This window comes from Stenotrophomonas sp. YJH_SMC_36 (genome assembly GCF_059369935.1).
Map to the genome: position 1 here is coordinate 308194 of NZ_JCAFTD010000003.1, position 14393 is coordinate 322586.

Below are 14393 nucleotides of genomic sequence, written 5' to 3' on the forward strand. Positions count from 1 at the left end.
CCCCGCGCGGCTGAAAACGCGACAATGCAGGGGTTTCCCCGCCGCGCGCCCACCCTGACGGCGACGGGGGAAAGCGTGGGGCCAGGCCCCGCGCGAGACACGGTTGCACGTGGTCCGGCGCTGCCGCCGGGCTTTCCCTGAGCACTGCTACAGAGTCCAAGTCCCCCATGTCCAAGATTCTCTACACGCTGACCGACGAAGCCCCGTTCCTGGCCACCCAGTCGCTGCTGCCGATCGTCGATGCCTACACCGCCACCGCTGGCATCGTGGTGGAAACCCGCGACATCTCGCTGTCCGGGCGCATTCTTTCGCAGTTCCCGGAACTGCTGGGTGAGGAGCAGAAGGTCAGTGACGACCTGGCCGAGCTGGGCCAGCTGGCGACCACGCCGGACGCCAACATCATCAAGCTGCCCAACATCTCCGCCTCGGTGCCGCAGCTGAAGGCGGCCATCAAGGAGCTGCAGGACCAGGGCTATCCGTTGCCGGATTACCCGGAAACGCCGGCCGACGACCAGCAGCGCGACTACAAGGCGCGCTACGACAAGGTCAAGGGCAGCGCGGTGAATCCCGTGCTGCGCGAAGGCAACTCCGACCGTCGCGCGCCGCTGTCGGTGAAGAACTATGCCCGCAAGCATCCGCATCGCATGGGCGCCTGGTCCGCCGATTCGAAGTCGCACGTCTCGCACATGGACGCGGGCGACTTCTATGGCAGCGAAAAGTCGGCAACCCTCGCCAACGCCGGCACCCTGAAGATCACCTTCCATGGCAATGACGGCAGCACCGTCGTGCTGAAGGAAAAGACCGCGGTCAAGGCCGGTGAGATCGTTGATGCCGCCGTGATGAGCCGCAAGGCGCTGGCTGCCTTCATCGACGCGCAGATCGCCGATGCCAAGAGCCAGGGCGTGCTGTTCTCGCTGCACCTGAAGGCGACCATGATGAAGGTCTCCGACCCGATCATGTTCGGCGTGGTCGTGGAAGAGTTCTACAAGGACGTGCTGGCCAAGCACGCCGACGCCATCCGGCAGGCCGGTTTCGATGCCAACAACGGCATCGGAGACCTGGTCGCGCGCCTGCCGTCGCTGCCGGAGGCCACCCGCGCCGCCATCGAAGCCGACCTGAAGGCCGAGTACGCGCAGCGCCCGGGCCTGGCGATGGTCAACTCGGACAAGGGCATCACCAACCTGCACGTGCCGAGCGACGTGATCGTCGACGCCTCGATGCCGGCGATGATCCGCGACTCCGGCAAGATGTGGAATGCCGAAGGCAAGCTGCAGGACACCAAGGCGGTCATCCCGGACCGCTGCTATGCCGGCGTCTACCAGGCCGTCATCGACGACTGCAAGGCGCACGGCGCCTTCGACCCGGCCACCATGGGCTCGGTGCCGAACGTCGGCCTGATGGCGCAGAAGGCCGAAGAGTACGGCTCGCACGACAAGACCTTCCAGATCGCCGCCGACGGCGTGGTCAAGGTCACCGATGACGCGGGCAGCGTGGTGTTCGAGCACGCGGTGGAGGCCGGTGACATCTGGCGCATGTGCCAGACCAAGGACGCCCCGATCCAGGACTGGGTCAAGCTGGCGGTCGAGCGCGCGCGCCTCAGCAGCACCCCCGCCGTGTTCTGGCTGGACGCTGCCCGCGCCCATGACGCGCAGGTCATTGCCAAGGTCGAGCAGTACCTGAAGAACCACGACACCGCCGGCCTGGACATCCGCATCCTGCCGCCGGTGGAAGCCACCGCGTTCTCGCTGGCCCGCATCCGCAAGGGCGAAGACACCATCTCGGTGACCGGCAACGTGCTGCGTGACTACCTGACCGACCTGTTCCCGATCATGGAGCTGGGCACCAGCGCCAAGATGCTGTCGATCGTGCCGTTGATGGCCGGTGGTGGCCTGTTCGAGACCGGTGCCGGCGGCTCGGCTCCCAAGCATGTACAGCAGTTCGTTGAAGAGGACTACCTGCGTTGGGATTCGCTGGGTGAGTTCCTGGCGCTGGCAGCGTCGCTGGAGCATCTGGGCAACCGCTACGACAATGCAGCAGCCCGTGTACTGGCCAAGGCGCTGGACGAAGCCAACGGCCAGTTCCTGGACAACGACAAGTCGCCTTCGCGCAAGCTCGGTGGCATCGACAACCGTGGCAGCCACTTCTACATCGCGCTGTACTGGGCGCAGGCCCTGGCCGCGCAGGACGAGGATGCCGCACTGAAGGCACGCTTCGCCCCGCTGGCCAAGGCCCTGACCGACAACGAGCAGAAGATCGTCGAAGAGCTGATCGCAGTGCAGGGCAAGGCCGTGGACATCGGCGGCTACTACCGCCCGGACGTGGAAAAGGCCAGCAAGGCGATGCGCCCGAGCGCGACCTTCAACGCCGCGCTGGAGCAGCTGCGCGGTTGATCCATCGCCTTTCGGTCGTGACCCCGGAACCCGCGCTTCGGCGCGGGTTTCTTTTTGGCTCCGGGGTCAGATCCCCTTTTGCCATGCAAAAGGGATCTGACCCCAAGCGATGAAAACGTGACTTCCGTCAGCTGTCGGAATGCCGTCAATACGGCATGAAACTTGCCCGCGATGGCCGTCGCAGAACCGATGCGTGCGTACGCGCGGGCACTGTCAATCTGAGCGGTCGATCACGACGGACGCCGAGGGCGATGACCTAGCCTTGGCGACGCGAGATCGCCGGGGAGGCGATCGCACGGGGAACACGGATGGCACGCGTGCTGGTAGTGGGAGCCGATATCCAGGGAGAGCAGGCCCTGCTCAGGCGCCTGCGCATCGCTTCGGCCCTGCCTGACGGCCAGATCCGCCGCAGCCAGGATCTGGACGACTGTGATCTGCTGGTCATCCGCGATACACCCGCATTGCGCAGCGCGGCCCTGCGCATGCGCCAGCAGCGGCCCCGCCTGCAGTGCTGGATCGAAGATCCCGGTGGCCAGCTGCGCGACGGCGATGGCCAGCAGCGTGTGCTCGATGACGGCGCGATCGGCCGCGCACTGCGTGGCATGCAGCGCCCACCGGAACCCGTAATTCCACACGTGCCCGCGCCGATCCGCCTGGCCGATGGTGCACACGCGATCACCCGCCTGCTGCGCGAGCGCTTGCCACTGCGGCAGGGATACGCGCTGCTGGGGGATGCCGCTGCGCCCCTGCTGCTGCTGGACCTGGAGCAGGACCAGGCCATCGCACTGCACGAGCCCGTCGTGGCATTGGTCGAACGCCTTGCGCGGGGGTTCGAACAGCTCTGGCTCGATGCGCTGACAGCAGCGCAGCTGCAGGCCCAGGCGGCAGATCGCACCCGGCAGCCATTGCGCCCGTTGCTGTGGCAGTGGGCGCAGCGCAGCCCGCATTGGCAGGCCCTGGACGAGCGCCTGCGCGTCGCCTCGGTGAAACTGCTGCGCTGGCCTGACTTCCGCGTACTGGGCCACGATCACGATGGCTTCCGCCTGTGCTCGCTGCTGCTCAAGCGCGCCTGTACGGTGGACGAGTGTGCCGTGCTGCTCGACCTTCCGCAGGCTGCAGTACGCGATTTCGTGCACGCCGCTTATCTGTGTGGCTATGCGCAGCTGCAACCGGCGCCTGCGGCGACGGTGACGGTCATGCGCGGCACGGGCAACGACAGCGGGCTATTGGCCCGGCTGTGGCGCCACCTGCGCGGGAGCGAACGCAATGCGTGAGCACAAGGTGGTCGTGCTGGGTGGCATGGGCAGCGGCAAGTCGACGCTGGTGCGCAGCATCGCCGCCGGCACGGTGGTGGACACCGACGTCGCCAACAGCGATCGGCTTGGCGCCGACAAGGCATCGACCACGGTGGCGCTCGACTACGCCGACATCGATCTGCCCAATGGCGAGCGTCTCCGCCTGTACGGTACGCCGGGTCAGCAACGTTTTGATTTCCTGTGGCCGATCCTGCTGCAGGGCGCGCGCGGCGCGGTGCTGCTGCTGGATGGCCGACGTGCCGGCGTGGCTGCCGAACTGGACGGCTACCTGCAGGTGCTGCGGCCGTTCGGACCGGCGCTGGCACTGGTGGTGGCGGTGACCCATCTGGACCAGGCACCGGCGGCCGCGATGGAACACTGGGCAGCACATGCGCAGATCGACGGCCAACCGCTGCCGCTGCTGCCGCTGGATGCGCGCGACCGCGAACAGGGGCTGTTGCTGATGGATGTGCTGATGAGCGAGATCGAAGCGTACGCGCTGGTGACCGCGCATGGCTGACGGACAGGCCGCACTGCTGCCCGATGCGCGCCAGCGCGAACGCCTGCAGCCGTTGCTGCAGGACCTGCAGCACCGGGTGGAAGGGGTGCGCACCGTGGTGCTGGCCAGTGTCGATGGCTTCGCGCTGGTCAGCGCCGGTGCCGAAGGGCGTGGTGAACGCCTGGCCGCGATGACCAGCGCAATGCTGGCGCTGGCGGCAGCGGTAGGGCGCGAGCTGGTCCTGGGAGACCTGCAGACGCTGATGCTGGAAGCCGCGGGCGGCAAGGTGCTGATGCTGGCCATTCACGGTGAAGGGCGTGTGCCGCTGCTGCTGATGGCAGCCTGCGACCAGCGCAGCGTGATCGGCCAGGTGCTGTGGCAGAGCAGGGAATGTGGCCAGGCGATCCTGGCCGAACTCGGCGGACCGTGAGCCCGGCCGCAGGGGAACGAGGGGCTCGAACCTACACCGACAAGGGGTGCAACGTGTCTGGATTGAATGAATCGTTGAATGCACTGATGGGTATCGATGGCGCGCAGGCCGTGGCGCTGGTCGACTATGAAAGCGGCATGCTGCTGGGCGAAGCCGGTGCGGGGATGGACATGGAAGTGGCGGCAGCCGGCAACACCGAAGTGATCCGCGCGAAGATGAAAACCGCAGCGTCGCTCAACCTCAACGACAGCATCGAGGACATCCTGATCTCGCTGGGCAGGGCGTACCACATCATGCGCCCGGTGGCCAGGAAGAAGGGCCTGTTCTTCTACATCGTGCTGGACCGTAGCAAATCCAATCTGGCATTGGCCCGGCGCAAGGTGCAGGAAGTGGAGGCCGAGCTGGCCATCTGAGCCGATGCCTGTTGGAGCCGGGCATGGCCCGGCTCTACCCATTCCACCCCACGCCGGCGTATGGTTGAGCCATCTTCCCCGGTGAGCCCTGCATGTCCACGCCTGACATCGCTGCCGAGCTGGCGCCGCGCATCGCAGGCGCCATCCGCGATGGATTCGAGCAGTACCATGCCCGCTTCGCGGCGATCACCGCCCGCGCGCGGCAGCGCTTCGAGCAGCGCGACTGGAACGGTGCCCGCCAGGACGCCGTCGAGCGCATCGCCCTGTACGACCTGTGCATCGCCGAGCAGATGGACGCACTGCGCAGGCTTGCCGGCGAGGCGATCGGCGAGCGCTCGCTGTGGTTGCAGGTGCACGGCGCCTACAGCGCCCTGCTGCAGGGGTTGATCGACGCCGAGCTGTACAAGACGTTCTACAACACGCTGTCGCGGCGGTTGTTCGCCACTCGCGGCGTGGACCCGGCGGTGGAGTTCATCGCCTTCGATGTCGAGCCGTCCGATGCGATCACCCATCCGGTCGCCCGCCACACCTATGCGGTCTCGCCGACGCGCCCGGTGGAGGCGCTGCAGCGGGTGCTGGCTGACTATCGCTTCGATGTTCCCTATGCGCACCAGCTGCGCTGTGCCGCCGCCATCGCCGTACGGTTGCAGGATGATCTTGCGCACTGGGGCGATACGCCGGTACGCAGCATCGAACTGCTGGATACCGTGTTCTACCGCGAGCGTCGCGCCTATCTGGTAGGGCGCGTCTTCGGCGAGCATCGCTTCTCGCCCTGCGTGATCGCGCTGGTCAACGACGAACAGGGCCTGCGTGCCGATGCAGTGCTGACCCGTCGCCGCGATGTCGCCCACCTGTTCGGCGTGTCGCGCAGCTATTTCCAGGCCGACCTGGCCACCGTCGGCGACGCCGTGGTGTTCCTGCGCAGCCTGCTGCCGGGCAAGCCGATCGACGAAATCTACACCGTGCTGGGCCGTGCCAAGCAGGGCAAGACCGAGCGCTACCGCACCTTCTTCCGCCATTTCAATGAACATCCACACGAGCGCCTGGTCCACGCCGAAGGCACCCCCGGCATGGTCATGGCCGTGTTCACCCTGCCCAGTTACCCGCTCGTGTTCAAACTCATCCGCGATCGTTTCGCCTGGCCGAAGGCGATGTCACGGCAGCAGGTGGAAGAGAAGTACGCGCTGGTGTTCAACCTGGACCGTGTCGGCCGCCTGCTGGACGCGCAACCCTATCGGCACCTGCGCTTCCCGCGCGACCGCTTTGCGCCGGCGCTGCTTGACGAACTGCTGGGCCAGTGCGCGCAGAGCATCCGCGTCGATGGCGACGAAGTGGAAGTGGCGCTGTGCTACGTGCAGCGCCGTTTCCGCCCGTTGAACCTGTACCTGCGCGAGCAGGGCGCAGAGCCGGTGCGCGCTGCGGTGCTCGACTACGCGCAGGCAATCACCGACATGGCGCGCAACAACATTTTCCCCGGTGACATGCTGCCGAAGAATTTCGGTGTTTCACGTCACGGCCGCGCGGTGTTCTACGATTACGACGAACTGTGCCTGGTCAGCGACTGTGTGTTCCGTGCCTGGCCGCAGCCGAGCTCGCCGGAAGAGGCGATGGCCGACGAGCCCTGGTTCCACGTTGGCCCGCGCGATGTGTTCCCCGAACGCTTCGGCCCCTTCATGGGATTGCCGGCCGGCGAACTGGCGGCCGTGCGTGAGCACTATCGGCACCTGTTCGATCCCGGCTGGTGGCAGGCCCTGCAGGCCCGCTTCGCCAGTGGCGACTATCCGGACACGCCGCCCTATGCCGCCAGCCACCGGCTGGCGTAGCCCCGCGCGCCTGCGCTTCAGTCTGCGTGGGGGTAGACGATTACCCGGTTGCGCCCCTGTTCCTTGGCCAGGTACAGGGCCTTGTCGGCCAGGCGCAGGGCCTGCTCGGCATCGGCATGGAAGCTGGGGAAATGGGCCACGCCCAGCGACACCGTGATCGTGCCAACCGGTGCGAAGGGGTGATCGGCGATGTGCTGGCGCAGGCGCTCGGCGGCCTGGCGCGCAGGCTCGGTACCGATACCCGGCAACAGCAGCAGGAACTCCTCGCCGCCAGCGCGGCACAACAGATCGCTCTCGCGCGAGTGGCGGCGCATCTGCTCGGCGATATGGACGATGACGGCATCACCGACGTCATGCCCATGGCCGTCGTTGATCGATTTGAAGCGATCGATGTCCAGCGCCAGGATCGCGAAGGGAATGCCCTGCGCCTGCAGCGCATCCAGCGCATGCTGCAGCCCGCGACGATTCAACAGACCGGTCATCGGATCGGTGCGGCTGGCGCGGTTGAGCGTGCCGATCCGGTCCTGCAGTGCGTTGAAACTGTGCAGCACCGCATGCTTGAGCTGGGCAACCTCGAAGTACCAGGCGCGGATGCCGTTGACATGGCTGATCGCGTTGCCGGTGTCCTCGCCGGCCTGCACGTTGCGCGCCAGCTGCCACAGCGGCAGCGAAATGCGCCGGGCGAACCACCAGGTGATCACCAGTGACAACACACCCAGCGGGATCGCGTTCCAGATCACCGCCGACATCAGCCGCGACAGTGGCTGCAGGGTGGCTTCGGTGGGCCGCTGGGCGACGATGCCCCAACCGGTGACAGCGACCGGGGCATAGCCGGCCAGCATCGATACACCGCGGTTGTTGCGTACCTGCTGTGCTCCCCGCTCGCCGTGGATCACCGCCGTCACCGCCGGATTGCCGACCACATAGTCGCCCACCCGCTTGCCTTCGACGTGGTACAGCAGGCGGCCATGGCGGTCGACCACATACAGATACGAGCCGTCGCGATAGTAATGCGTACCCAGCAGCGTATGCAGCGCGCTGCGCTGGCGCAGGTACAGGGTGCCGCTGATATAGCCGCGGTACCGGCCCTGGCCGTCGAAAATCGGATGCGACAGTGAGACCAGCAGCTTGCCGGTGGCCGACTGGTAGGGATCGCTGATCATCGGCTGACGGGAGGCCAGTGCCGCATTGTTGCCCGCGCTGTGCAGGATCTCGCCCTGGAGCTGCAGCGTCTGGGGCGAGGTGGCGATCACCAGGCCATCGGCATCCACGACCAGCGAGGAGTTGAAGCTGCTCGACTGCAGCTGCAGGCGGCTGGCTTCGCCCTGCGCCTGGCGCGGATCCATGTCCGCCTCGCCCAGCCGGGTCGCGCTGTAGGCCAACTGCTGCTGGGCGGACAGCAGGAAGTTCTGGGTCGTCTCGGCCAGCTTGCTGGCATAGACGCGGTTGGCCTCCAGCGTGTTGCCGACCAGCTGGTCGCGTTGCACGCGGTAGCTGGCCAGCAGTGTATTGGCCAGGGCGATGATGGCGCTGAGCAGGGCGAGGGCCAGGATCAGCTTGCCCAGGTTGAGGCGGGGCGAAATCAGGCGCATGCGGAGCAGGATGGGGCGGGGGGGACCGCAATGCGGGCAGGCGCAGGCGGAATGCAGGCAGCATTATCGCCAGAAACGGCGTCGGCGCGGGTGAAGCCCGGCGCGACCGGCGGCCTCAGCGCTGCAGGCGGCGCAGCAGGGTCTGGCGCACGTGCGCGGCCGCCGCTGCGTCGAGCGTTCCCAGCACACCCTGCGCCTGCATCGGGATGTGTGCGGTCGCTGCCTCGCTGTCGGCGAACACATAGTGGTCGAACATCGCGCGCCACTGCGCGCGCTGTGCCGCGGGCAATCCGCGCAGGGCCAGGATCGACAGCATCAGGGCATTCATCGGCGAGTCCATCCAGGCCGGCACCGGCCGCCACCAGGTGTTGACCAGCACATTGAATGTTTCCAGACCTTCCATGTGGTGCCACCACAGTGAAGGGATGAAGACCGCATCGCCCGGTTCAAGTTCGGCCACCAGCGCCTGCTGCAGCGCCTGCGGGAAGCGCGGAAAGCGATCAAGGTCAGGTGCGTGGAAATCGACCAGGCTGATCGCCTGCCCTGCGGGAGTGAAATCGAGCGGGCCGATGTACAGGTTGTCGATCTGGTCCGGTGGGAACAGCGTCACCCGGCGGCGCCCGGCCGCCACGCATGCCAGGTTGTCCGGTACGTCCTGATGGGCGGCAATGCGCGAGCGGTTGCCGATCCAGATGCTGCTGAGAGGTTCGTCCACGCCCAGCTGCAGCGGATTGGCCCGGGTGAAGCCGGGCAGGAAGCTGTCCAGCGTCGTCGATGCCACGTAGATCGATGGCGGCGCCGGATCGGTGGCGTACTTCAGCAGCGTGGCCAGCACCACTTTCAACGGTACCTGCTCGCGGCGGAAGTTGAAGCCGCTCATGTCCGCGTTGTAGAACAGCCGGCCGCCGGCGTCGGGTGCTGCCGTGGTCGCGGTCACCGGCATCTGCCCGTGGTCGAACGCGGCCAGGTGCGCAACCGCCTCCGCAGGCGAGCGGCGCGCGGCCGCGACCAGGGGCCAGTGCGCGACCAGCCCGCGGATCACCTTCGGCGTGGTCCAGGTGTGCAGCCGGGCCGGCAGCTCATCCGGGTCCAGGTCCCGCACTTCATCGATGGGTCGGGGGTGGGGCAGCATGCGTGGACATCCTGGGCGTGATGGAGGGCCGGGCCCGTGCCCGGCGGCCTTGGGTCCGCACATCATGCACCCGTGCGGCGTGGGCCGGGCATGAACCCGGCCCACGAGGCCTCCGGCGCCGGTCAGAACTTGTAGCGGACGCCGAACATGTAGCGCGGACCGGTCTGGGTGGCATAACGCAGCATGTTGGTGTGCCGCGAATAGGTGCGCATGGTCTCGTCGGTCAGGTTGATTGCTTCCAGGCTCAGCGTCAGCTGTTCGCTGACCGCGTAGCTGATGTTGAGATCGAGCTGACCGTACGCGGCAGTGTAGTTCGGGTTCGGGCCCTGGCCACCGATGCCGTTTAGGAACTTGTCGCGCCAGTTGTAGGCCGCGCGGATCTGCCAGGCGTTCTTGTCGTAGAACGCGACCACGTTGGCCGAATCGCTCAGGCCGATCATCGGGTACTGGTCGCCCAGGCTGAGGTTGTTGAACGTCAGCCCCGACTTCACCTTGGTGTAGTTCGCGGCCACGCCGAAGCCGGACTGGCCGAACAGGTGCTGCACCGCCACTTCCCAGCCGTCGAGGTGATCCGAGTGCTGGTTGGCCGGTACCGTGATGTCGAAACCGGCCACCGGGTCGTTGGGCTGGCCGACGATGGTGCCGGTCATCTGCCCGGCCGAATTGCGCCCGGTATAGGTCACGCCGGGATCCCCGGCATGGTTGGTGAAGATGTAGTCGCGGATGCAGGGCATGTCGGTGGTGCCGCAGCCCGATGCCAGTGCCTCGTTCCAGTACGCGCCACCGACCGGCGTATGCAGGGTGCCGGCGTTCTCGCGCACGATGGTATCGCTGATGAAGTTCTTGATGTTCTTGCGGAAGAAGCCCACGGAGGCATAGCTGGCCTCGCCGTAGTACCACTCCAGCGACAGATCGAAGTTGTCCGAGATCAGCGGCTCCAGACCCGGATTGCCGCGGGTGCCGGTGCCGCCCTGGGTGCGCACGATGTCGGCCAGCGACTGACCGCTCTGGATCTGCGTCCAGCTCGGCCGGCCCAGGGTGCGGCTGTAGCTGCCGCGCAGCGCCAGCGTCTCGGCCAGGTCCAGTTTCAGATCAACGTTCGGCAGCACGTAGTCGTACTTGCCCTTGCCACCGACGAAGCCGCGATCGGCGGCGTAGTCGATGTTGAACTCGTTGGCCGAACTCCAGCTGATGCCGGTCGGTACGCGCACCAGCGCATTCGACTCCACCTCGGTCTGCTCGTAGCGCGCGCCGACGGCCACGTGCAGTGGCATCGACCAATCCAACGTGGCGCGGTACTGCAGGTAGGCACTCTTCGACTTCTCGGTGGTGCGGATGTCCTCGGAGTATTCCGTCGGTGCGTAGTAGCAGCTCGGGCAGGCCGGATCGGAATCGGTGCCGACCTGGGCCGCGCGATCGATCAGGCGGTCGAAGTCGAACACCAGGAACTGGCCGGTCAGGCGCGGATCGTTGTGGCCGGAGAATGCCTTGAAGTACTTGCCCATGTTGTCGGCGTACCAGATGTCATCGGCGTAGTCGGCCGGAGAGCCCAGACCGCCCCAGCTGTTGCGCTGCATGATGGCCGAGGCAGAGCGGTTCTCCACCTGGGTGTGGCCCACGCCGAAGTCCAGCGCCGAGTAGTCGGCGAAGCGGAACGTGCCGCGGCCCTGATACTGCTGCACCTTGGACTTGTTGTAGCTGTTCTGGAACACCGAGCCGGTGACCAGTGCGTCGGAGGCCTGCACGCCGCCCGGCGGCAGTGCGATGTTGATGATCGGCAGGTCGCCGCTGTAGTCGACGGTGGTGGTGCCACGCACGAAGGCGGCCACGCCGAGCACGCCCGCCGAGCCATAGGGACTGTCCGGCCGCGATTCCGACTCGGCGTTGTGCACATCGAAGGACAGGTCCAGCGCGTCGTTCACTTCCCAGTCGACGTTGAAGCCCAGCGAGTGCATGTCGGTCTTGGTGGCCAGTTTGGCGCCGCCCATCGACACGTCCGAATTGGTCATGTCCTCGCTGTAGATGATCGGCGCGGACACCGGGCCGTTGGTCCAGATGCTGTCGCCCGGACCATAGTTGAACCAGACCGACAGCTCGCTGCGCTGCTGCTGCACCTTGTTCTCGACATAGGTGTAGTCCAGCGTGGTGGTGACATTGTCGGCCGGCTTCCACTGGAACGTCGCCTGCGCGTTGGTGCGCTGCCGCTGCACGCCATTGACGTTGTAGGCGGTGTTCTGCGGACGTGCGTAGACGTCGTCGGGGCCGGGGCGGTTGGTGATGCGGTCGGAATACCCCTGGCCCGGCAGCGGCAGTGCCCGCCAGTCCGCGCTCTCGTCGCCCTTGAACGTGGCCCAGCCCTCGGCCACGGTGGCCTGGTTGAAGCCGGAATCACGTTCCTGGTGGCTGGCGCTGAACGTCACGCCGAAGCGATCGTCGGCGTAGCGCTGGCTGAAGATGCCCGAGAGCTCGCCGGTGACGTTGGAGCCGCGCAGGGTCCGCGGCAGGTTGTCGTTGGACGAATCGTTGACCGCCTTCAGACCAAGGCTGATCACCGGCTCGGACTCCAGCGGCCGCAGCGTCTTGATGTTGATGGTGGCACCGATGCCACCGGCAGGATTGTCGGCGCGGCTGGTCTTGTATACCTCCACCGCAGAGATCGACTCGGAAGCGAGGTTGGCGAAGTCGAACGAGCGCGAGCCGGACAGGCCGCCGCCGCCGTTGCCCAGATTCGACGCCGGCATCTGCCGCCCGTTCAGCAGCACCAGGTTGTAGTCCGGACCAATGCCGCGCACGGTCACCTTGGACCCTTCGCCGCTGGAGGTGCGGTCGATGGAAACGCCGCTGATGCGCTGCAATGATTCGGCCAGGTTGGTGTCCGGGAACTTGCCGATGTCCTCGGCGACGATGCCGTCAACCACGCCCTGGCTGTCGCGCTTGAGGTTCATCGATGAGGTCAGGCTGCCGCGGATACCGGTGACCTGCACCGCATCGAGCGTGGTCGGATCGACTTGTTCGTTGGTGGCGGGTGCGTCCTGTGCCCATGCCGGGGCGGCCAGCGCAGCCAGCAGCGCGGAAGTGAGCATCGTCTTGCGAGGTACTGCCTTGTACGTCTTCATGGAAGCTCCCTCCCCAGGGAATTCGGTAATGGCGATCCTGCTTCGTTCAATCACGGACTACTGCATGTGGCCCGGATTGGAGCGACGCTTGACAGCGTTGTCAACAAACTGCCATGAAGTGCGCCGCGTCGGCGGTCGCAAGGTGCGCTGTGAAATCGTTGCCAGAACCTCGTCGCTTCGGAAACAACGCCTTGTGCGACGGCATCTGCAGCGGTTTTGCAGGGATGACAGCGCTGCCAACACGAGGGCAGGAAAGTGTTGTGCGGTGCAGAACAAAACTGCGCGGATCAGCTTTCAGCCCGCAGGTGTCAGGTCATTCGTCGGATTGACAGCGCTGGACAATCACAATGGCTGCAAATGTCACGCATGACCGCAGGATGGCTTCGATCACTGACTGGAAGGACAAGCAATGGACACAGTAACGACCGTTCGAGGACATCACGTGCAGGGCACCACCCGCGCACTGGCGGTGGTCACCGCCATCTTCTTCATGTGGGGCTTCCTGACCTGCCTCAACGACATCCTCATTCCGCACCTGAAAGCGGCGTTCGCGCTGAGCTGGGTGCAGGCGATGCTCATCCAGTTCACCTTCTTCGGCGCCTACTTCCTGATGTCGCTGCCTGCGGGCCGGCTGGTGGCTGCGGTGGGATACAAGCGCGGCATCGTCGCCGGGCTGGCCATTGCAGGCGTCGGCTCCCTGCTGTTCTGGCCGGCTGCGGCCGCCCATGTCTATGGGCTGTTCCTGGCGGCGTTGTTCGTGCTGGCCACCGGCATCACCGTGCTGCAGGTGGCGGCCAACCCCTACGTGGCATTGCTGGGCGAGGAGCGCACCAGCTCCAGCCGGTTGACCCTGGCGCAATCGATGAACTCGCTGGGCACCACGCTGGCACCGTTGTTCGGTGGCCTGCTGATCCTGTCGGCGCAGCCGCGCAGCGAGGAGCAGCTGGCGCTGTTGCCGCAGGCCGAAGCACTGGCCTACCGTGCAGCCGAAGCGCAATCGGTGCAGCTGCCGTACTTCGGCCTGGCCGTGGTCCTGTTCCTGCTGGCGGCAGCGATCTGGATGTTCCGTCTTCCCGCCATTCCCGGCGTGGAGGAACGCACCGGCGCGCGAAGCCGGCCGTGGGACGTCCTGCGCCACCGCCATGTGCGACTGGGTGTGCTGGCCATCTTCTGCTACGTGGGCGCGGAAGTTTCCATCGGCAGCGTGCTGGTCAACTTCCTGTCCTCGCCGGGCATCGGCCAGGGCATGACCGAGCAGGAGGCCACCGGTTATGTCTCGCTCTATTGGGGCGGTGCGCTGGTCGGGCGCCTGCTTGGCGCGGCGCTGCTGGCGCGGTTGGATGCGCGCTGGCTGCTCGGTCTTTTCGCGCTCGCGGTGGTGCTGCTGCTCGGCATCACCGTCTCCACCACTGGTGGCCTGGCCAAGTGGGCGGTGGTGAGCATCGGACTGTTCAACTCCATCATGTTTCCGACCATCTTCGCGCTGGCGATCACCCGCCTTGGAGCTCTCACCGGACAGGCTTCAAGCCTGTTGGTGATGGCGATCGTCGGCGGTGCGGTCATTCCGCTGGCCATGGGCTGGCTTGCCGACAATCATGGCCTGCAGCTGTCGTTCCTGCTGCCGGCGCTGTGTTATCTCTACATTGCCTTCTATGCATGGAAGGGTTCGCGGCTGCCTGCCGCGTGAGCCGCAGGTTCGCCGC

Annotated in this window: 10 protein-coding genes; 7 read left to right on the plus strand and 3 right to left on the minus strand. The window is 66.3% G+C overall.

What is annotated here, in order from left to right:
• Positions 1 to 167: 167 nt before the first annotated feature.
• The 6 genes from AC5P76_RS08000 (at position 168) to aceK (ending at position 6850) form a co-directional block, all read left to right on the plus strand.
• Positions 168 to 2390: an NADP-dependent isocitrate dehydrogenase gene (locus AC5P76_RS08000; RefSeq protein WP_065174392.1), complete on the plus strand. Its 2223-nt coding sequence runs from the start codon at positions 168 to 170 to the stop codon at positions 2388 to 2390.
• Between the two features lie 308 nt (positions 2391 to 2698).
• Positions 2699 to 3664 carry a hypothetical protein gene (locus AC5P76_RS08005; protein ID WP_445394058.1) on the plus strand — a complete coding sequence of 322 codons (966 nt, stop codon included), beginning with the start codon at positions 2699 to 2701 and terminating at the stop codon, positions 3662 to 3664.
• Positions 3657 to 4205, plus strand: a complete 549-nt coding sequence (locus AC5P76_RS08010; RefSeq protein ID WP_065174394.1) for a GTP-binding protein — start codon at positions 3657 to 3659, stop codon at positions 4203 to 4205. Before AC5P76_RS08005 ends, AC5P76_RS08010 begins: the two co-directional genes overlap by 8 nt.
• A complete protein-coding gene (locus AC5P76_RS08015) occupies positions 4198 to 4614 on the plus strand; it encodes a roadblock/LC7 domain-containing protein (RefSeq protein WP_053515632.1) in 417 nt (138 codons plus the stop codon). Before AC5P76_RS08010 ends, AC5P76_RS08015 begins: the two co-directional genes overlap by 8 nt.
• Before the next feature lie 53 nt (positions 4615 to 4667).
• Positions 4668 to 5027, plus strand: coding sequence for a hypothetical protein (locus AC5P76_RS08020; protein WP_074900004.1), 360 nt, complete (start codon positions 4668 to 4670; stop codon positions 5025 to 5027).
• 92 nt (positions 5028 to 5119) lie between these two features.
• A complete protein-coding gene (gene aceK / locus AC5P76_RS08025; RefSeq protein WP_053515635.1) occupies positions 5120 to 6850 on the plus strand; it encodes a bifunctional isocitrate dehydrogenase kinase/phosphatase in 1731 nt (576 codons plus the stop codon).
• Positions 6851 to 6867: 17 nt separating this feature from the next.
• Here the strand turns inward: aceK and AC5P76_RS08030 are convergent, their stop codons facing one another.
• The 3 genes from AC5P76_RS08030 to AC5P76_RS08040 all read right to left on the minus strand — a co-directional run bounded on the left by AC5P76_RS08030 (position 6868) and on the right by AC5P76_RS08040 (position 12690).
• Positions 6868 to 8442 carry a sensor domain-containing diguanylate cyclase gene (locus tag AC5P76_RS08030; RefSeq protein WP_459040648.1) on the minus strand — a complete coding sequence of 525 codons (1575 nt, stop codon included), beginning with the start codon at positions 8440 to 8442 and terminating at the stop codon, positions 6868 to 6870.
• Between the two features lie 115 nt (positions 8443 to 8557).
• Complete coding sequence (locus tag AC5P76_RS08035; protein ID WP_164151406.1) at positions 8558 to 9574, minus strand: cupin-like domain-containing protein; 1017 nt, start codon at positions 9572 to 9574, stop codon at positions 8558 to 8560.
• Between the two features lie 122 nt (positions 9575 to 9696).
• Complete coding sequence (locus AC5P76_RS08040) at positions 9697 to 12690, minus strand: TonB-dependent receptor (protein ID WP_495222719.1); 2994 nt, start codon at positions 12688 to 12690, stop codon at positions 9697 to 9699.
• 409 nt (positions 12691 to 13099) lie between these two features.
• Between AC5P76_RS08040 and AC5P76_RS08045 the strand changes: the two genes are divergently transcribed.
• On the plus strand, positions 13100 to 14377 hold the full coding sequence (locus tag AC5P76_RS08045; protein ID WP_065181547.1) for a sugar MFS transporter: 1278 nt from the start codon (positions 13100 to 13102) through the stop codon (positions 14375 to 14377).
• The last annotated feature ends 16 nt before the right edge of the window (positions 14378 to 14393 follow it).